General features: G+C 36.5%; 16 protein-coding genes and 3 pseudogenes. 5 read left to right on the top strand and 14 right to left on the bottom strand.

Translation table 11 applies throughout. From position 1 onward, the window contains the following. Positions 1 to 239: 239 nt before the first annotated feature. Complete coding sequence (gene cspE / locus A9G35_RS02350) at positions 240 to 449, top strand: transcription antiterminator/RNA stability regulator CspE (RefSeq protein WP_025315032.1); 210 nt, start codon at positions 240 to 242, stop codon at positions 447 to 449. A gap of 147 nt (positions 450 to 596) precedes the next feature. Here the strand turns inward: cspE and gapA are convergent, their stop codons facing one another. Both gapA and A9G35_RS13065 read right to left on the bottom strand, forming a co-directional pair. Continuing rightward, the gene (gapA, locus tag A9G35_RS02345) at positions 597 to 1,595 is read right to left on the bottom strand and encodes a glyceraldehyde-3-phosphate dehydrogenase (RefSeq protein ID WP_065635506.1); all 999 of its coding nucleotides are present in this window, start codon (positions 1,593 to 1,595) and stop codon (positions 597 to 599) included. Positions 1,596 to 2,292: 697 nt separating this feature from the next. Further along, positions 2,293 to 2,754 carry a hypothetical protein gene (locus A9G35_RS13065; RefSeq protein ID WP_141673740.1) on the bottom strand — a complete coding sequence of 154 codons (462 nt, stop codon included), beginning with the start codon at positions 2,752 to 2,754 and terminating at the stop codon, positions 2,293 to 2,295. Between the two features lie 674 nt (positions 2,755 to 3,428). On the opposite strand from A9G35_RS13065, the gene A9G35_RS02335 reads away from it, so the two are divergent. Then, entirely contained in the window at positions 3,429 to 4,088 is a 660-nt protein-coding gene (locus A9G35_RS02335; protein ID WP_218057178.1) for a DDE-type integrase/transposase/recombinase, read from the top strand. Next, positions 4,078 to 4,233, top strand: a complete 156-nt coding sequence (locus tag A9G35_RS14060; protein ID WP_141671754.1) for an integrase core domain-containing protein — start codon at positions 4,078 to 4,080, stop codon at positions 4,231 to 4,233. Before A9G35_RS02335 ends, A9G35_RS14060 begins: the two co-directional genes overlap by 11 nt. 22 nt (positions 4,234 to 4,255) lie before the next feature. On the opposite strand, the pseudogene A9G35_RS13060 reads toward A9G35_RS14060, so the two are convergent. The 6 genes and pseudogenes from A9G35_RS13060 to A9G35_RS02310 form a co-directional block, all read right to left on the bottom strand. After that, positions 4,256 to 4,372 (bottom strand): annotated as a pseudogene (locus A9G35_RS13060) (helix-turn-helix domain-containing protein); the annotation flags it as partial. 124 nt (positions 4,373 to 4,496) lie between these two features. After that, positions 4,497 to 5,348, bottom strand: coding sequence for a metal ABC transporter permease (locus A9G35_RS02330; RefSeq protein WP_065635504.1), 852 nt, complete (start codon positions 5,346 to 5,348; stop codon positions 4,497 to 4,499). After that, positions 5,345 to 6,211 (bottom strand): metal ABC transporter permease, encoded by an 867-nt coding sequence (locus A9G35_RS02325; RefSeq protein WP_065635503.1) that lies wholly within the window; start codon positions 6,209 to 6,211, stop codon positions 5,345 to 5,347. The genes A9G35_RS02330 and A9G35_RS02325 overlap by 4 nt, the downstream gene beginning before the upstream one ends. A gap of 6 nt (positions 6,212 to 6,217) precedes the next feature. Next, entirely contained in the window at positions 6,218 to 7,108 is an 891-nt protein-coding gene (locus tag A9G35_RS02320; RefSeq protein ID WP_065635502.1) for a manganese/iron ABC transporter ATP-binding protein, read from the bottom strand. Next, a complete protein-coding gene (locus tag A9G35_RS02315; protein ID WP_255305923.1) occupies positions 7,108 to 7,953 on the bottom strand; it encodes a metal ABC transporter substrate-binding protein in 846 nt (281 codons plus the stop codon). The genes A9G35_RS02320 and A9G35_RS02315 overlap by 1 nt, the downstream gene beginning before the upstream one ends. A gap of 487 nt (positions 7,954 to 8,440) precedes the next feature. After that, positions 8,441 to 10,450: an autotransporter outer membrane beta-barrel domain-containing protein gene (locus tag A9G35_RS02310; protein ID WP_065635500.1), complete on the bottom strand. Its 2,010-nt coding sequence runs from the start codon at positions 10,448 to 10,450 to the stop codon at positions 8,441 to 8,443. A gap of 205 nt (positions 10,451 to 10,655) precedes the next feature. Between A9G35_RS02310 and A9G35_RS02305 the strand changes: the two genes are divergently transcribed. Further along, positions 10,656 to 11,582, top strand: coding sequence for an L-lactate dehydrogenase (locus A9G35_RS02305; protein WP_065635499.1), 927 nt, complete (start codon positions 10,656 to 10,658; stop codon positions 11,580 to 11,582). 126 nt (positions 11,583 to 11,708) lie between these two features. On the opposite strand, the gene A9G35_RS02300 is transcribed toward A9G35_RS02305, so the two are convergent. The 6 genes and pseudogenes from A9G35_RS02300 to ilvG form a co-directional block, all read right to left on the bottom strand. Further along, positions 11,709 to 12,578, bottom strand: a complete 870-nt coding sequence (locus A9G35_RS02300) for a hypothetical protein (RefSeq protein ID WP_065635498.1) — start codon at positions 12,576 to 12,578, stop codon at positions 11,709 to 11,711. A gap of 169 nt (positions 12,579 to 12,747) precedes the next feature. Further along, on the bottom strand, positions 12,748 to 14,286 hold the full coding sequence (gene ilvA, locus A9G35_RS02295) for a threonine ammonia-lyase, biosynthetic (RefSeq protein ID WP_065635497.1): 1,539 nt from the start codon (positions 14,284 to 14,286) through the stop codon (positions 12,748 to 12,750). Continuing rightward, positions 14,286 to 16,135 (bottom strand): annotated as a pseudogene (gene ilvD / locus A9G35_RS02290) (dihydroxy-acid dehydratase). Before ilvD ends, ilvA begins: the two are co-directional and overlap by 1 nt. A gap of 115 nt (positions 16,136 to 16,250) precedes the next feature. After that, positions 16,251 to 17,180, bottom strand: a complete 930-nt coding sequence (locus A9G35_RS02285; protein WP_065635570.1) for a branched-chain amino acid transaminase — start codon at positions 17,178 to 17,180, stop codon at positions 16,251 to 16,253. 167 nt (positions 17,181 to 17,347) lie between these two features. Then, positions 17,348 to 17,578 carry an acetolactate synthase 2 small subunit gene (gene ilvM, locus A9G35_RS02280; protein WP_065635496.1) on the bottom strand — a complete coding sequence of 77 codons (231 nt, stop codon included), beginning with the start codon at positions 17,576 to 17,578 and terminating at the stop codon, positions 17,348 to 17,350. A 3-nt stretch (positions 17,579 to 17,581) separates the two neighbouring features. Further along, the gene (gene ilvG / locus A9G35_RS02275; protein ID WP_065635495.1) at positions 17,582 to 19,258 is read right to left on the bottom strand and encodes an acetolactate synthase 2 catalytic subunit; all 1,677 of its coding nucleotides are present in this window, start codon (positions 19,256 to 19,258) and stop codon (positions 17,582 to 17,584) included. A gap of 639 nt (positions 19,259 to 19,897) precedes the next feature. Between ilvG and A9G35_RS02270 the strand changes: the two are divergent. After that, positions 19,898 to 20,400, top strand: a pseudogene (locus A9G35_RS02270) (IS481 family transposase); the annotation flags it as partial.

The raw sequence follows: 20,400 nt of genomic DNA, 5'->3' as shown, positions 1-20,400 counted from the left end.
ATTAAATAATAACTCTATTTATATGTAAAAAAATTGTTATTAACTTCTTGCATTTGATTATAATTTATGCGGTAATAGCATTGGGTAAAATAACAATGTATGAAATTATGAAAACAATTAACTTTAATAATATCGTTTTAAGTTATTATTATAAGTTTTAAATTGCATAATCAATACAATATTGAGGCCCATACGAGCCCAAAAGGCTAATTATTAATTATTGTTAGGATGTCTAGTAAATGAATAAGAAAACAGGCCAAGTAAAATGGTTTAATGAAAGCAAAGGTTTCGGTTTTATTACTCCTGCGGATGGAAGTAAAGATGTATTTGTTCATTTTTCTGCTATTTCAGGAGATGGTTTTAAAACCTTAGCCGAAGGGCAACAAGTTGAGTTTGCTATCCAAGATAGCCCTCGTGGACCAGCCGCTGCTGAAGTTGTTGTTATTTAATTAAACTTTAGATATTTATTTCCATAATAGCAAAACACTCACTCAAAAAGTGGGTGTTTTTATTTATAAAGCCTAAAAACAACTTTTTTAAAGTGTATCATAAAAAAGCGACCCGTAAGCCGCCTTTTTAACAAAAATAAAAGTTAATTATTTTTTAGAAACAACTGCAATTAAATCTAATACTTTGTTTGAATAACCCACTTCGTTATCATACCAAGAAACAAGTTTTACAAAGTTGTCGCTTAATTGGATACCTGCTTTAGCATCAAACACAGATGTACAAACTTCACCTAAGAAATCAGTAGAAACAACATCATCTTCAGTATAACCAAGAACGCCTTTCATTGGGCCTTCAGCTGCTGCTTTGATTACTTTACAAATATCTTCGTATTTAGCTGGTTTAGCTAAACGAGCTGTTAAGTCAACAACAGAAACATCTGGAGTTGGAACACGGAAAGCCATACCTGTTAATTTACCGTTTAATTCAGGAATAACTTTACCTACAGCTTTAGCAGCACCCGTTGATGATGGGATGATGTTTTGAGCAGCACCACGACCACCACGCCAATCTTTATGAGATGGGCCATCAACAGTTTTTTGCGTTGCCGTTGTTGCATGAACAGTTGTCATTAATGCTTCAACAATACCAAAGTTGTCATTGATAACCTTAGCTAAAGGCGCTAAACAGTTAGTTGTACATGATGCGTTAGAAACGATATCTTGACCAGCATAGTCTTTATCATTAACACCAATAACAAACATAGGTGTGCTGTCTTTTGAAGGACCCGTTAAAACAACTTTTTTAGCACCAGCTTGAATGTGTTTACGAGCTGTTTCATCAGTTAAGAATAAACCAGTTGCTTCAGCAACAACATCAACACCAACTTCGTCCCATTTTAAGTTTGCAGGATCGCGCTCAGCAGTAACGCGAATTGTTTTACCGTTAACAACTAATTTACCGTCTTTAACTTCAACTGTACCGTCAAAACGACCATGAGTTGAATCATATTTAAGCATATAAGCCATATAATCAACATCTAATAAATCGTTGATAGCAACAATTTCAATGTCTGAACGCTTTTGGGCAGCGCGGAAAACAATACGACCAATACGGCCAAAACCATTAATACCTACTTTGATTGTCATAACAGTTACCTTCTTTTATGAGTTTTTAATGTAAAAATACTTTTGTGTAAACTATCAAATTTTAAGGATTTATTCAAGAAAATTCAAAACAATTCAACTTTAATTAATTAAATAGATTACAATTAACACAATTAGCGTTTATTAAAACTAATAAAATCATATTGTTAATTATAAAATATCGAATTTAGTAAACTAGTTTGAAATAAAAATCCACAATTAAAAAACTCATTAATGAATTAATCATTAAAACGTCAAATAAATCCATTAACATTTTGTTTTATATAATTTAAAACCCAAGCATTGATTAGTTACACACCATTTCAATTAAAGTGCCTATCACACTTTTGGGTTTTTAAATGCCCAAACAGTATAGACTCCTGAATATTTTTTACAAAATAACCTTCAAAATGCACTAATAAACAGCCCCACTCAATGTGGGGCTGCTATTTTTTATTGCTTGGCTGTCTTATATAACTTTAAAGATTAATAACTAAAAACTAAGGGGTGACACACATTCCGCTGTCACTGTGATCTGGATAACCGTCGTCAAGAATATCTCCCAGAGGATCCGAGTTCAAAACATCTGAGCCTTCCGACAGGCAGACATCAAGCAACTTTCCTTTATCAGAAAATTTATCAGCAAAATCACTCGTTGGCTGACAATTGTAAATAGAAGTAACAACATTCTGGTAATCGCTTATCCGGCCCCACTCTGAGGCAAATCCCCCCCTATTCGACGTTGGTAATGATTGCCAGTTGATGACGGTGTCGCACCGACGAGGTTTCGACAATAATGCTGGTTTTTGGCATCACAAATTGCATTAGTCAAATCTTTTACCTGCGGAAGCCGATAGCCTATGCCATTACACCAAACACTTTGCCTAATGCTATTACGTGCCTCTCGAACAACAAACCACTTTTGTAGGACAAATCCGTATTTTACAATCTCATTACCAAGATAATCTCTACCCACTAACTCAAAAGTCTGTGGTAATTTTGGCACGCCAATCCGCGTAGGATTGGTACTATTCCATTGAAATTTTGCCTCTGGACCTTTTAACCTAACGCGTGTCACGTTAACCTCATGAGGCATCTCCCCTTCCGACTCAGAACTCATCCCATATCGAACCCAATATTCATTTGCACGTACATACTCCACTGTAGCAGTTATGCCCTCATGCGTGACGGGCTCCCAAATCAATTCGCTCTCATCAAGGCCCTTTATCACCAAATCAAAATATAAACCATCCATGCCAGTGGTTGGAAAGTTAAGGTTATATGATTGAGGATCGATTGATTGAACTAAAAATCCCTTATACTCATTCCATATGTCAGCCGGACCTCTAAAATCCGCACCCAAAGTCCTCCACCAATGCCCCCGCCTAGCGTAAGTGATAACTTGCGATGGAGTTATTATTGCATCACTACGCTTAACTTGATTATTGTTACCATTTGCTGCCTGCAATTGCCACGAATATGACAATAACGGCAGTGCCAGTAATGCAATTTTTGCCAATGATTTTAGTGATGATTTAAACCAGAATGTCGAAGGTATAAGTAAGAAAAGTGTAAAAACGTGCCTAATGGCGTTATTTGATAAGTTTAAGGCATAGGTTTGCCTGTGTTGGTGCTTAATAATATGGTGCTACATTATACCTCCTTTGTAAAACAATATCTTGTTTTGTTTATAATCATTTGATTGTAAAACGATTAATTTGTCTCATAAATTTTAATCTTTTGAAATCCACTTGACTAGCTTTTTTGAAAATTTTTTAAATATATAACATGTAGAAATTTGCCACGTTGTTTACAGTAATTTGAGAAACTACTGTAATGAATATACATAAAAAAACAAAACTAACGCCTTATCACAGACAAGAGATATGGCGCTTATATCATAAAGAAAAAATAACGGTCACTGATTTGGCAAAACGCTTTATGGTCAGTCGGCCTACCATTTATAATGTACTAAAGAAAGCCCGATTGAAGCTTTTTGTGCCTTTAACCAGTAAGAATGAACGTTATAAAACCATTCGTTATGGAATTAAACGTTTGGTTAAAGTCGAAAAATCGATTGAAGATAAATTAAGACGGCAAGCTAAACGCGATAACAAAACCTATCCGGGAGAAATGCTACACGTTGATACCAAACGTTTACCTTTACTTAAAAATGAAACGAAACAGCGAACTAGAGAATATTTATTTGTCGGTATTGATGATTTTTCACGTGAGCTTTATGCGGGTATTTACCCTGATAAATCCCAATTTAGAGCGGCACAATTTTTACAAAACGATGTGTTAACCCAATGTCCTTATACTATTGAATGTGTTTATTCCGATAATGGACGTGAATATCTAGGCACCAGCGAACACTTATTTGTTAAAACGTGTAACAACCACCGTATTAATCAAAAATTCACCAAACCTGCCTACCCACAAACGAATGGTAAAGCCGAAAGAGTGATACGAACTTTGAATTGCTATGTGGCATAATCAGCATATATTTAGCGATTCAATAGATAGAAAACAAAAACTGAAACGCTTTATTAATTTTTATAATACCGTTAAACCACATAAAGCGATTTCAGGGAAAACGCCTTATGAGTTTTTAGAGGATTATTTTAACCATGAAGTGTAAACAACTCTGCGTTTTCCTACAGATAATAGCTATCTCGACTGTATCCCATGACTTTGCAAGCTTGTTGAACGTTACCGAGTTGCTTAGCTAATTCTAGCAGTCCTAATTTTGGTTTAATAATTTTGGCTGTTTGATTCATTTCTGACTCTCCTTTTGTGTTATAAAATAACTTAAATGTCAGATTAAGTAAAGACTATTACAAATAACGATAAAAATTGCACACAGCAATGCTTGGCATATTTTTGTCTCAATGATTTTAAACGTTACTTGATCACCGTTTTAACGGCGATTTTTTTATTAGCAATAAATTGATAAATTTGGGCCAGTAAAAATAAGATTGCTTGTAAAATAACAATACTTGCACTAGTTGATGCATCAACATAATAGCTTATTAATGTCCCTAATACGGTTGAAAATGCTGAAACCAATACCGCAATGACTAACATCCGCTCAAAGCGCTTAGTTAACGAAAAAGCAATAATGCCCGGAGCGATTAACATTGCTATCACTAAAATCATGCCAGCTGTTTTTAATGAACCAACAATAGTTAAAGCTAGCACACTTAATAGCCCGTAATGTAACAGCTTGACAGGCAAACCAACCACTTTGGCCTGCAGCGGATCGAAGCAGTACAGCATTAAATCACGGCGTTTAATAATAACTAAGATCGACACAATTGTGGCAATAAGGATAATTTGTTTAAGCTCGTCATAACTTGTTCCAAGCACGCTACCAAATAAAATATGGTTTAAATGTTGCGAGGTATCTACCTTTGAAAACAGCACCAAACCAAACGCAAACATTCCCGAAAACACAATGCCCATGACAGTATCTTCTTTAACTCGACTGTTTTCTTTAATATACCCCGTTGCCACTGAGCAAAATAATCCTGATGCAAATGCGCCAATAATAATGGGGATTCCTGCTAAATACGCCAACACGATCCCTGGCAAAACGGCGTGTGAAATCGCATCACCCATTAATGACCAGCCTTTTAGCACCAAAAAACAAGAAAGCAAAGCACAAACAACACCTGTGGCTAACGCGGCTAAAATTGCGCGTTGAATAAGGGGTAGGGTCAGAGGATAGTAGATAAATTCCCAAAACTCTGTCATACCTTTCTCCCTTTATTTAAACGGCTTTTACGGATCTGAAGATGATTGGCAATAAGTCCTTGCTTTGGAGCAAATAAAAATGCGGCAATAAAAATTAGCGTTTGTAGCGTTACAATAACGCCACCAGTTTCTCCATTTAAAAAGTAGCTAATCCAAGCACCAACAGCACTAGTTACAGTGCCAATAAGAACCGAGATAATCAATAGCCGAGAAAATCGATTAGTAAGTAAGTAAGCGGTTGCCCCAGGGGTAACAACCATAGCTATTACTAAAATAGCCCCAACTGTTTGTAATGCTGCAACGGTACATGCGCTTAAAATAGTAAAAAATAGGATTTTTAGTTTTAATGGTTTTAATCCAATCGATCTGGCATGAGTTTCATCAAAAAAAACAACTAACAAATCCTTCCAAAAAAAGAAAAGTAGTATAAATGATACCAAAATAATGATTTGCACTTGCCACATATCGCTATCATCAATTCCAAGAATATTACCAAATATAATAGTTTGTGCGTTAACAGATGTTGGATTGAGCGAAATAATTAACAAACCGATGGCAAAAAAGGTTGAAAAAATAAAACCAATAATCGCATCCGCTTTTAACCGTGTAAAAGCGCGTACTAAGGTAATGGCAAGAGCTGCGAGCAATCCAGTAAAAAAAGCACCAACCGAATAAGGCAACCCCAAGGCATAAGCACCTGCAACCCCCGGCACTACTGAATGCGAAAGCGCATCGCCCATTAACGACCAGCCTTTTAACATCAAAAAAGCCGACAAAAAAGCACAAGCCGCACCAACAAGACTACTTACCCAAATAGCTTTGAACATAAAATCATAGGTGAATGGTTCAAGTAAAAGTTCCATTTATTGTTATCCCTTGGGTTTATTATCGTGATGGTCAATCAATAAATCTCGATGGGGGGAATCATGCTTACCTTCGCCATAAAAAATAGCAGCACGCTCATCGTCAGTTAATATGGATACTTTACGAGGATCTTCGTCATCATGCAGTTTCTCGCCTGATAAACTAAGGTAACGTAGTGCACCACCAAAGGTGGTCATTAAATTTTGCGGTGTAAAAGTTGTTTTAGTTGGACCAAAGGCCAGTACGGTTTGATTAATTAATACCACTTGATCACAAAATTCAGGAACACTACCTAAGTTATGGGTTGAAACTAAAATTAAATGGCCTTCTTCACGCAGATCTTTCAATAAATCAATAATGGCATTTTCGGTTTTAACATCAACTCCAGTAAAGGGCTCATCTAGCAACAGCACTTTACCTTGTTGAGCTAATGCTCGAGCTAAAAATACTCGTTTTTTTTGCCCACCAGAAAGTTCGCCAATTTGACGATGCTTAAAATCAAGCATGTTCACACGTTCAAGAGCAATATCAACTTGTTTTTTGTCTTCTTTGCTTGGAATACGTAAAAAAGACATATGCCCGTATCGTCCCATCATTACTACATCCGACACCAGAACAGGAAAATCCCAATCGACTTCTTCGGTTTGTGGCACATAGGCAATGATATTTTGCTTTAAAGCTTGCTTTACTGAGAGATTATTAAAAGTTACACGTCCACGGGTTGGACGAACCATTCCCATAATGCTTTTAAATAACGTTGACTTGCCACTACCATTAATACCAACTAAAGCACAAATAGTACCACCGTTTAAGTTAAAGCTAGCATCATAAATTGCAGTATGGCCATTATTATAAGTCACCGTGATATCATCAACTTTCAAGCAAATTTGAGTCATTATTTTTCAAATCCTTTAGTAATAGTTTCAACGGTCACTTTTAACAAATCAATATAAGTTGGAACAGGACCATTTTTAGTTGAAAGCGAATCGACATACAAAACGCCACCATATTTAATATCGGTTTCTTTGCTCACTTGTTTAGCGGGTTTATCTGAAATAGTACTCTCACTAAAAATGACAGGAATATCATTTGCTCTCACTAAATCAATTAATTGCCTAACTTGTTGAGGTGTGCCTTGTTGTTCAGCGTTTATTGGCCATAAGTAAGCTTCTTTCAAATTATAGTCGCGAGCTAGATAACTAAAAGCTCCTTCGCTAGTCACAAGCCAACGTTTTGCCTCAGGGATTTTGGCTAACCGTTCGCGTAATGGTGCATCAAGCGCTTTAATTTTAGCAATATAATCAGCAGCATTTTTATTATAAGTAGCCGTATTTTTAGGATCATATTTGACAAATGCCGCGCGAATATTTTCAATATAAATTAAGGCTAGTGTTGGCGACATCCAAGCATGTGGATTAGGGTTACCTTTATAGCTTCCTTCGCGGATTGGCATCGGCTCAATACCTTCAGTCACAACAACGGATGGGACATCTTTTACATCTTCAAAAAAGCGTTTAAACCAAAGCTCTAAATTAAGGCCATTCCATAACACTAAATCTGCTGAAAGCACTTTGGTAATATCTTGCGGGGTGGGGTCGTATTCATGAATTTCTGCGCCGACCTTGGTAATTGACTCTACTATAGCAGCATCACCAGCTACATTTTGCGCAATATCTTGAATAACCGTAAAGGTAGTAACGACTTTAAATTTCTTTTCTGAAGCTTGTGCAGATTTGTGCATACCGGTCAAAATAATTAACGAAGTTAAAATAACCTTTAATAATGTTTTACGATTTTTCAAAAAATTGAACTTCATTAGCGACTCCTAGCGTTTAACTTATAAACAAATAGCAAAATTCAGTAATTATTCCTAACAAATCAAACAAAAATTTTTCTATTTAATTACTTATAGTAGTTGGTAGCGAAATTGCATTACTAATTATTAAAGTAATAAAATTAAATGTTAATGAGAATTATTATCACTTAAAAAATAAAAGTCAATTTTTAAAAGTTCGCGGTTTCAATTAACTTATAACTTCTATTGATTTACGACATAGTTATATCGTTAATTTATTGTATATAAAACTAAATTAAATAGTAGCTAATTCCGTCTATTTAAATAATAGTTAAAGTAGAAAAATGATATAATGAATTTCATAAACCACATATATTTTAAATATGCGGTTTATGTTTTTTTGATAGTGTAACGATAGTAATTTTATAGCTAACTAGAAAGAAAAACGATAACCTCCGTTGACTTGTAATAAATCAAATCGGTTACCTGGTGAGCTTTCTAAATCCAAATAAATATTATGTTGTTGATTAAGCTGTGCGCTGATACCAACGCCATTATTCCACCAATTACCTTTGAATGAATGGCTTTCTTTATTAGTATTTAATTTATAGTAAGTATCACCATTAAATTCTCTAACAATTCCTGTTTTAGCATAGATATTGATATTATTGTTATCAGAATTGATTTCGTATCCAAATAATGCAGATGCTCGACCAATTAACGAATTATAATTACCTAATTTTACTTTAAGCCCGTTAGTCGCATTAATTGATGTAGCGTTTTGATGGCTATAAGATAATTGAGATTGTGGTTCAATATAAAAATCATTTAATTTGTATTTTTGACCTAACTCTAAAGATAAGCCCAGTCCATTGGTATGGCCTGTTCCTTGAACGTGATTACTGGCAGTATCTTTAACCTTGAAGTGATTTTTTTGGCGAGCATATTTAGCAACGCCATCAACATAAAATCCATCATTGCTTAAATATGTTGCGTAAAGGCCGGTATTAAATGATTTTAAAGAGCCATCACCTTTATGATAATTTGGATCACCATAAGTCTGCCCAACAAAAGCACCGACTACAAAAGGTGAATCTTCAGATAGCTGTTTATCTGCACCAAATTGGAAACCATGGTAGCTCATATCAAATTTACTTAATTTACCACCAGAAAACGAATCTAACTTACCGGAAAAACCGCGTAACCAAACATCACCAAACTGCCCACTTGTTCGCATGTCGCCAAGACGTTTTAGCAGTGTTTGGGTTTCAACATAACTCATTAAGTAATTACTGTTAAGAAATCCGGCGCTAGCCATTGCCGACGAAGTAATAGGATTAGCAGTTAATACATAATCTTTCCCATCTTTTTTTAAAGAATATTGATAACCACCAAGTTCAACATCATGATTGATTTTAAACTCAGCAGTACTTGTTGCATTGTCATCAATTTTAACTAAGGTCAATTTTTCTTTACCTGTGGTATTAGACGCTCCATTATTTGTTAAATTTAGGGTATGAGTTCCTTCTGCTGATATAGGACGATTTGTGTCAGCTGATTTTGAAATAATAATTTTATCGCTTTTTGCAGCAGCAATGTCGGTACGTAAATCAAAACTTGATTCACCTTTTAAATTCTCAATGGTTAACTCTCCATAATTACCATTAGAATTATCATTAACAAATTTTATCGAACCTTGTCCAGATAGTTCGGTAAGGTAAGAATCTTCATCGGTTATTTCCCAAGAAGCGCCTTTGGCAAGATTCATTTTTATAATTCCAGTGGTATCAGGATTACCACTATTAGGATCATCTGGATCACCAAATCCTGACACTCTACCTACAATTTTGGAACCAGAAGCTAAATCTAATATAATTTTTCCGCCATAATATGCTTCGATATCACCATGAATTATTGATTTATTATTTATTTTTATTACTCCAGCATCATGAGCAACAATAGCACCATCAATAAGTGATTCACCATTTAGCGTTAAATTTCCATCAGTTACGGAAATTGCATCAGACCATTCACGATCGCTAACGCTTAATGTTGTTTTTCCATTAACGATGATGGTTGAATTTCCAAGTAAAAAAATTGCATCAGAATCATGTCCTTGCATATGAATTGTAAGATCACCATTAAAAATGGTGCTAGATGATGTAGAGTTAGGTAAAAAAGCATTATCCATTCCTGAAATAGATACTTCATCTTCTGTACGATTAGCTTCTCTTTGGATATTAATAGTGACATTTTTTTCAAAAACAGTATTGCTGTTAGCAAATATATGGATACCTGATGTGATTTCTCCATTAACTTTATTTAAATCGTGAGTAACAGGAACATTAATTTCATCAGTGTAGGTTTGAGTTCCTTGTAATTCAAGTGCATTTACTGCTAATGGTGTGGCTAGAGTTAATCCTAGAATTATTTTATTTTTCATCTAATAATTTCCTTTCATCTATAATTGATGGCAGTTTAACAATAAAAAAATAATCGTTCAATAATTAATATCAATAGAGTTGTTACCTTGTAGATTATTAACAAAACCATTAATTAGTCATTTTGACTTGAATCTTTAATTAACGAGAGTATAAGGGTAAACAAATGGTTCCTTTTTAATTCAAATAAAATAGGGGAGGATAAGTATGAAACTGAGAAAAGTGATGATTATTGGCGTGGGGAATGTGGGATCAACAACGGCTTATACATTAGTAAATCGAGGTATTTGTGAAGAAATCGTACTTGTTGATCTTAATAAAGAATTAGCCTATGGACATGCACAAGATTTATTAGATGCGGCGGCTTATCGGCAAAACATGGTCAAAGTTAGCCTGCGTGAATCGACTGATTGTTCAGACATTGACATAGCCATTATCACCGTCACATCAGGCATTGCCCAAAAAAGCCGAGCCGAAGAGCTTGCAGGCACATCTAAAATCATCGCAAGTATCGTGCCTAACATGATGAAAAGCGGATTTAAAGGCATCTTCTTAATTGCCACCAACCCTTGTGATGCGATTACTTATCAAGTTTGGCAACTATCAGGGCTACCACGCCACCGCGTAATTGGCACAGGGGTATGGCTTGATACCGTACGATTACGCCGATTATTGGGCGAAAAAATGGATATTGGCCCACAAAGTATTGACGCCTTTATTGTTGGTGAACATGGTGATTCACAATTCCCTGTTTGGTCGCATTCATCGGTTTATGGCATTAATCTTAATGATTTAGAAAAAAATGAAATTGATTTTGAACAAATTGGCACTCAAGCTCGAAAAATGGGCTTTGAAATAGCTAACCGTAAGCACTGCACCGAATACGGTATTGCCAGTACTATCACCGAAATCTGCCAACACATATTCACTAATAGCCACCGTGCCTTAGCGCTTAGCTGTATTTTAGACGGCGAATATGGCTATAAAAATGTTGCGATTGGTGTTCCTGCAATTTTAGATCAGCATGGTATTAAAAAAGTGATCAAACTCGACTTTACCGAAAATGAAAAGCAACTCTTTGACAAAAGCATCAATATTGTTAAAGGCTATATTGATCATATCAAATTACCGTAGCACAAGTTATTTCACTATTGCTTGATTAGCCGCTACCTAATATTATCAATTCGTGGCATCGTTCCCATTCATAGCGTGCCACGAACAAATTAGGCTTTGTTAAAGCTTCATTTTGGAATATAACGGCTAATCGTCTAAAATGATTTTAAGTTGGTTTTTAAGTTGATGATATTCAGCATCGCTTAAAAAGTGATAATGAGTATTTCTAATATAATGAGCAATCTTTTTATAGGTATTCAGGTTTTCGGATACTGGATAACAAGCAATATAATCATTAAAAGCTGCAACATCAGCAATATCTGCTAGCTGTGTTTTTATAAGTTGGTTTAAATAGTTTTTAAGGTCAAGGGTTTGGCAGTTTGGCGTATGTTCTTCTCGCCAAAATTGTTTGTTTTTAAACTGGTAAGTTAAATTTATATCTTTTTCATGATAATAATTATTATCCTTAACATCAATAAAATACGTCAATGAATAATGGCTTTTTATATAGACATGAAATAAATTATTAAGCGCTAAAGACGAATAAAAAAACATATGATCTTCATGTCCAGTTTGCCCTGACAAAATAAGCTCATCTAAATATTTTCCATTTTCATCAAAAGCATTTAATACATTTAAATCCTCTAAAATTCCTTCGCCTTCACTATCAAAAGTCAGGCTATAAAGCACAAATCGAATATTATCGATTTCAAAACGGCCAATGACGGTAAGATTTTTTAATGTAAAATAACGTCGTTCTTTATCTAGCGGATTATCATAATATCGATAATCATCATTCTGAAAATGAAAAAATTTGCTATCGACAAATTTACCATTAGACAACGAATGGGTATCAAACGGTATGGTCAGTATAGGTAAACTTTGGTAAAAGTCATCAAAATTGGCAAAATGCTCTCTAGACTTATATTGAGATAATGAAGTTTGAGGATCTGCTAAAGAACAATTAGCACAAAACAAACTAAACAATATCATTAAAAATAACATTAATATTTTCATCGTTACTGTTTTCCTAATTATTTTTGTAAAAAATATTCAGGATTCTATACCGTTTGGGGATTAAGTTCGGTATTTTATAAGAAATAATTCTACTATCAATTTTCAAAATTAATTTACCTAACTAAACCTATCCACCTTAATAGGTGGATAGTGGTTACTAGTTTTTACTCTAATTTATCAAAAACAACTTAAGTGATGGATTTTGCGTTTCGTTATGAAAACCATACCCCAAAGCTTTCAAATGCTGATCAAATTCACTATTATCACTTTCGCTAATTTCAAACGCGGCCAGCACTCTACCATAATCTGTTCCATGGCTACGGTAATGGAACATCGAGATATTCCAATTTGTCCCTAATGTTTGCAAGAATTTAAGCAAAGCACCTTGTGATTCAGGAAACTCAAAACTGTACACTTGTTCTTGAATTGATTTGCACGGTTTGCCGCCAATCATGTAACGAACATGCAGTTTTGCCATTTCGTCTTCGGTCAGATCCACAACCGGGTAGCCTGCGGCGGTAAGTTCTTGCATGATGCCGTCTTTTTCGTTGCTTTGCGCAATTTTAATGCCAACAAAAATATAGGCGGACTTGTCATTGTGGTAGCGGTAGTTAAATTCGGTTACCGAGCGTCCGCCAAGCAGTTGGCAGAATTTTAAAAAACTACCTTTCTTTTCGGGAATGGTGACAGCAAACAGGGCTTCACGCTTTTCGCCAAGCTCGCAACGCTCTGATACATAGCGTAAGTTGTGGAAATTTAAATTAGCCCCCGATAATATGTGAGCAAGGTTTTCACCGCTGATGTTGTGCTGCTCTACGTACTTTTTAAGCCCTGCCAGTGCTACAGCACCAGAGGGTTCGGCAATGGCACGCACATCGTCAAATAGGTCTTTTACTGCTGCGCAAATTTCATCGCTATCAACGGTGATGATGTCGTCGATATATTGCTGGCAAAGCCTGAATGTTTCGTCTCCAATTCGTTTAACAGCGACGCCTTCGGCAAAAAGTCCAACACGATCTAAATCAACTGGGTGGCCGGCATCTAAAGCCGCTTTTAAGCAAGCGGAGTCTTTAGGTTCGACTGCAATCACTTTGATTGATGGCATGATTTGTTTGATTAATACCGCAACGCCGGCAGCAAGACCGCCCCCCCCGACGGGTACAAAAATGCGGTCGAGTTTGGCATTTTGTTGTAATAATTCCATGGCAATACTGCCTTGCCCAGCAATGACCAGTGGGTGGTCAAACGGGGGAATAAAGATGCGTTTTTGTTCTTTAGCAAGTTCCATTGCTTTGGCTTTGGCTTCGTCAAAATTGGCACCGTACAAAAGCACTTCACCGCCGAAGCTTTTTACTGCTTCGACTTTAATATCAGCAGTGGTTAGTGGCATAACAATTAAGGAGTTAATACCTAATTTGCTTGCTGAAAAAGCAACACCTTGCGCATGGTTACCTGCTGATGCAGCAATAACGCCGCATTTGCGTTCTTCTTCACTTAAGCTGGCTATCATGGCTTGTGCTCCACGGATTTTGAAGCTGTGGACGAGTTGGCGGTCTTCGCGTTTGACAAAAACTTGATTGTGTATTCTTGCCGATATTTTTTCCATTTTTTCAAGTGGCGTTACTTCTGCCACATCGTATACGGCGCTACAAAGCGTTGCTTTTAAATAATCTGCACCGGTAAGTTGAGTATTTTCTTGTTTCACAATTAGCCACCTAATTTACTTTTATCTCGTACGGCACCTTTGTCTGCGCTTGTTGCTAAACTGGCGTAAGCTTTTAGCGCAAAAGAGACGTAACGATCTCTATTATGAGGCGTAAATGCTTTTTCACCTCGTTCTAGTTCTGCAACTCGTCGACGTTCAAGTTCAGAAGTTGGGACATCTAGTACTAATTTACGATTTGGGATATCAATATCAATAATATCGCCATCACGAACAAGACCTATAACGCCGCCATTTGCTGCTTCTGGAGAAATATGACCGATCGATAAGCCAGAGGAACCACCAGAAAATCGTCCATCTGTTATTAATGCACATTTTTTACCTAGTCCCATGGATTTTAAATAGCTGGTTGGGTAGAGCATCTCTTGCATACCCGGTCCGCCTTTTGGTCCTTCATAAATGATGACAACGACATCACCTTCAACCACTTTGCCTCCTAATATGCCATCAACAGCATCTTCTTGGCTTTCAAATACTTTTGCTGGGCCTCGAAAAATTAAATTTTCAGTAGCAACGCCTGCAGTCTTAACAATTGCGCCATCTTGAGCAACATTGCCATAGAGTGTTGCAAGTCCACCGTCTTGACTATAGGCGTGAGCTTTATCACGAATACAACCGTTTACACGGTCATCGTCAAGTGAATCCCAATAACAATCTTGTGAAAAAGCTTTAGTGGTGCGAATGCCTGCAGGTCCACTACGATACATTTTTTTTACTGCTTCGTCAGTAGTTTGAGTTATGTCGTATTTGGTGAAAGTTTCTTGTAATGTTAGTCCTAGAACGTTGTGTACATTGCGATTTAGTAATCCTGCTTTATCTAGTTCTGACATAATTGACACAACACCACCAGCTCGATGAACATCTTCCATATGATATTGCGCTGTACTTGGCGCTACTTTACATAAATGTGGGACTTTTCGCGATAATCTATCTATATCTGACATGGTAAAGTCGATTTCGCCTTCTTGTGCAGTAGCTAACAAATGTAATACGGTATTGGTCGAGCCACCCATAGCAATGTCTAATGACATAGCATTTTCATATGCCGCTTTTGTTGCAATTGAACGAGGCAGGTAAGATACATCATCATGTTCATAATAACGTTTGGTGATTTCAACAATGCGTTTAGCTGCGTTTAAAAAGAGTTGTTCACGTTGTTTGTGAGTGGCAATAAGTGAACCATTGCCCGGTAATGAAAGCCCTAATGCTTCGGTTAAGCAGTTCATGGAGTTAGCCGTAAACATGCCAGAGCAAGATCCACATGTTGGGCAGGCTGATTCTTCTATGGCTTTGCTATCTTCGTCGCTAACATTTGGTTAGCGCTTTGAATCATGGCGTCAACTAAGTCTAATTTAATGATTTGGTCAGATAGTTTGGTTTTGCCTGCTTCCATCGGTCCACCCGAAACAAAAATGGTTGGGATATTTAAACGCAGCGAAGCCATTAACATTCCTGGTGTGATTTTGTCGCAGTTTGAGATGCAGATCATGGCATCGGCACAGTGCGCATTAACCATATACTCGACAGAATCAGCAATGAGTTCTCTTGAAGGAAGTGAGTAAAGCATTCCACCATGTCCCATGGCAATACCATCATCAACTGCGATTGTATTGAACTCTTTGGCTATACCACCCGATGCTTCAATTTGTTTGGCGACTAGCTGTCCAATGTCTTTTAGGTGGACATGTCCTGGTACAAATTGTGTGAATGAGTTGACCACCGCAATGATGGGTTTACCAAAGTCTTCATTTTTAACGCCAGTTGCACGCCATAATGCGCGAGCTCCAGCCATGTTTCGCCCCTCGATCGAGGTTGCTGAACGATATTTAGGCATTTTCTGCTCCCAATTTTATGCAAGTACCGTGTTTAACGGTTTTTATTTTTTTAAAATTAATCAATAGTTAAAAATTAACATACCAACATGCTTGGAGAATTTTTGATTTTGTTTGCTATTTAACTGGATCTAACCAACCATATTTATCTTCAGTTTTACCATTAAATAAACCAAAGAATGTTTGTTGGATTTGTTTGGTGATTGGGCCACAACGACCAATGCCAACTTGAATGCGGTCAACACTGCGCACTGGTGTAATTTCAGCTGCTGTACCGGTCATAAAAACTTCATCGGCTAGATAAAGAGACTCGCGTGATAGTGTTTGTTCTCGCACTTCAATACCAATATCATGTGCTAGCGTTAATACTGCATCACGTGTAATACCAGGTAGTGCCGATGACGATAAAACAGGAGTGTATAAAATGCTGTCTTTAATAATAAAGAGGTTTTCACCTGCACCTTCAGATAAGTGACCATGAACATCTAACGCAATACCTTCTTGGAAGCCATTTGCTCTCGCTTCAGAACCAATTAATAATGATGATAAATAATTCCCACCCGCTTTAGCTGCGGCAGGAATTGTATTTGATGCAACGCGATGCCAAGATGAGACCATTGCATCAATACCTTGGTCTAATGCTTCTTCGCCTAGATAAGCTCCCCATGGAAATGCAGCTATCATGACATCGGTTTTATAACCAGCAGGAGGGTTTACTCCCATACCAACATCACCAATAAAGACTAATGGACGAATATAAGCGCTTTTTAAATTATTCTTTTTGATGGTTTGACGTGTAGCTTCCATGATTTCATCAAGAGAGTAAGGTACAGGAAAACGATAAATTTTTGCTGAATTTAACAGCCGTTGTGCATGTTCTTTGTGGCGAAAAATGGCAGGACCTTTATGGGTGTCATAACAACGTACACCTTCAAATACTGAAGTTCCATAATGTAAAGCATGTGACATTACATGAACTTTTGCATCTGCCCATGGAATCATGTCACCATTCAACCAAATATAATCAGATTTTGCTGTAGAACTCATTTTGTTTCCCTCTTTATTTTTCAATTTGTTAAGCATGTACTTTGCTTTCGGTATTTTTGTTTTAACGGTCAAGCATTATACTACACTTATTTGTTTATTTAACTGTTAAATTGTTTACCATCTTTGATTTAAGTTATTATTTAATAATAAGTTGTTTGAGGTTATTATTACTCAATTACTATTACATCTTCTAATTTTGCTACTTGATTTTGTAGTGTCGAAAACGCTCTTTCGGTGGTTAATATTAATGTCATAATTAGTATGTTGTTTTCAACTGTTTGCATTTGCATTGATTTAATATAACCACCCCGATGACGGATAACCCGTAATATACGTTCAAGTGCCCCCAATTTGTCATAAGCTTTTATGACTAATTGGTATTGTGTTTGTTCGTTCATTGCTTACTCCTCACAACTTCTATCTAGCATGTTTTCGTTTGCTGCTCCAGGTGGTACCAGTGGCCATACGTTTTCTAATTCATCTATGCATACATGTAAAAGATAAGCACCTTTTGAATTAAATAGGTTATCGAGCGCAGTATCGATTTGTGACTTTTTGTTGATAGTTTGCCCAGGTATATCAAATGCTTTAGCTAGCATTAAAAAGTCGGGATTATCTGATAAATTTGTTTCGCTGTATCTTTCGTTAAAAAATAATTCTTGCCATTGGCGAACCATACCTAGGCGTTGGTTATCAATTAATACGATTTTTATTGGCAATTTTTTACGTTTTATAGTGGCTAATTCTTGGACATTCATCATGAAAGATCCATCACCTGATACACAAATTACACAGTCATTGGGTCTTGCCATTTGTGCGCCAACGGCCGATGGTAAACCAAATCCCATTGTGCCAAGCCCACTTGATGTAATGAAGTTTTGAGGGTGATTAAAGCACATATGTTGTGCTGTCCACATTTGGTGTTGTCCCACATCGGTAGTGACAATAGTATTAGCTGATTTTCGCTCAGAGATAGTTTTTAATAAAGTTGGCGCATAAATAGCTTCACCGGGGTGATCATAGCGAGTTGGATGTTGTGCTTTTAATTGATTAATTTTTTTATGCCAGTTATCAATTGAAACTGTTTGATTTAGTAGTGGTAAAACTTGCTTTATATCGCCTTGTAATCCTAAATGGCTTTGGCGTAATTTATTGATTTCAGCTTGATCGATATCAATATGAAGTACTTTAGCATGTCGTGCAAATTCATTAAGATTGCCGGTAACCCTATCATCAAATCGTACTCCTAGGGCAATTAGTAGGTCACACTCTTGCACTGCTAAATTGGCTGCTTTTGCTCCATGCATGCCCACTAATCCTAAATAATAGGGATTATTAATATCGGCTACGCCAAGTCCTTTTAGGGTTGATACACTTGGAATGTTCGTTAATCCCATAAATTGCCTTAGCTCGGATATTGCGCCAGAAAGCCCAACCCCACCGCCAATGTAAAGCATTGGTTTTTTAGCTTGGGTGATCATTTGTTTAGCTTGGTTTATATCATCAGGCAGGATTGGATATAATTGAGTGTTATTTTGAGCGGTTTTGGTTAAGGATGGCGATAAAAAGTTTTGATAATCTAGGTTTGCAAGCTGTATGTCTTTGGGGATGTCAATCAATATTGGCCCCGGCCTGCCCGAACTGGCTAAATCAAAGGCCTGCTCTAAGGTATTGGGTAAATCTTTAGCATCATCAATTAAGTAACTGTGTTTGGTGCAAGCAAGTGATAATCCTAAAACATCAACTTCTTGAAAGGCGTCAGTACCAATAAGCTTTGTGGGAACTTGTCCTGTTATGGCAACAATCGGTACTGAATCAATTAAGGCGTCGGCAAGACCGGTAATGATGTTGGTTGCTCCAGGGCCCGAAGTGGCAATGCAAACGCCAGTTTTGCCTGTTGCACGAGCATAACCTATAGCTGCCATGGCTGCACCTTGTTCGTGGCGACACAGTACATGCTCAATACCACCATCATAAAGCGCATCGTATAGCGGCATAATTTGTCCACCAGGATATCCAAAAACGGTGGTTACACCTTTTTCTTTTAAAATTTTTACTATCCACTGTGTTCCTAACATTGATTCCTCACTTATTTTGCCCATTTATTATTCATAAAAATAAGATTTATTAAAAATAAAATTCATAAAAAAACCCCCGCTTTTTAAGGGCGGGGGTTTTTGAGTTATGTATGAACATACTTTTAATTCAAAAAACGCCCCCGCGTAGGAATAATGACCACGCTGACAATAATGTTGATGAGGACGATTTTGAGTGAAAATTTCATAATGTTATATAACTAACTTTTTGCTATTTTTAAAAACTATTGTTAACAAAATACTCGTTTTAAAAAAAAAGTGCAACCGTTTTTTGACATTTTTGTCATGTGCATCAATAAACTAATAAACTGTCAAAAAATTTCAGAAAACCATATGTTTTAGTATAAAGCTGACTTTATTTGCAGCTTATTTTTGTAAAAAATATTCAGGAGTCTATACCGTTTGCCGATTTGTAGGAAAACGCCGAGTTGTTTACACTTCATGGTTAAAATAATCCTCGAAAAACTCATAAAGCGTTTTACCAAATCAGTGACGGTTATTTTTTCTTTATGATATAAACGCCATATCTCTTGTCTCTGATAAGGCGTTAATTTTGTTTTTTATGTATATCCATTACAGTATTTTCTCAAATTACTGTAAACAACGTGGTAAATTTCTAAATATTATCGCTTTAAAAAACTGTATGAGCAAGGGGGTGAGCTTGCGCTTCAAGAAATCAGTCGTAAAAAGCCTATCGAAAAAAATCGGGTAGAGCCACATATAGAACAAGCCGTTGTTAATATGGCCTATGAATATCCAACTTATGGACAACATCGAGTTGCCAATCAACTTCGTCAAGAAGGCATCATGGTGTCAGGGAGTGGGGTACGCTCTATTTGGCTACGTCACGATTTAGAAAGTTTTAAAAAACGCTTAATAGCCCTAGAAACCAAAGTGGCACAAGAAGGATGTGTGCTCACTGAAAATCAATTACAAGCCCTTGAAAAAGCCAAAGCATCAAAAGAAGCGCATGGTGAAATTGAGACACATCATCCGGGATATTTATGTGCACAAGATACCTATTATGTAGGGCACATTAAAGGCATAGGGAAAATATACCAACAAACATTTATTGATACCTATTCCAGACTCGCTTTTGCTAAAGTCTATACCGAGAAAAACAG

It is taken from the genome of Gilliamella sp. Choc5-1 (assembly GCF_001690595.1).
GTDB classification, from domain to species: Bacteria; Pseudomonadota; Gammaproteobacteria; order Enterobacterales; family Orbaceae; genus Gilliamella; species Gilliamella apicola_M.
The sequence above is the reverse complement of the archived record's forward strand: the minus strand, read 5'-3'. Positions and strand labels throughout refer to the sequence as shown.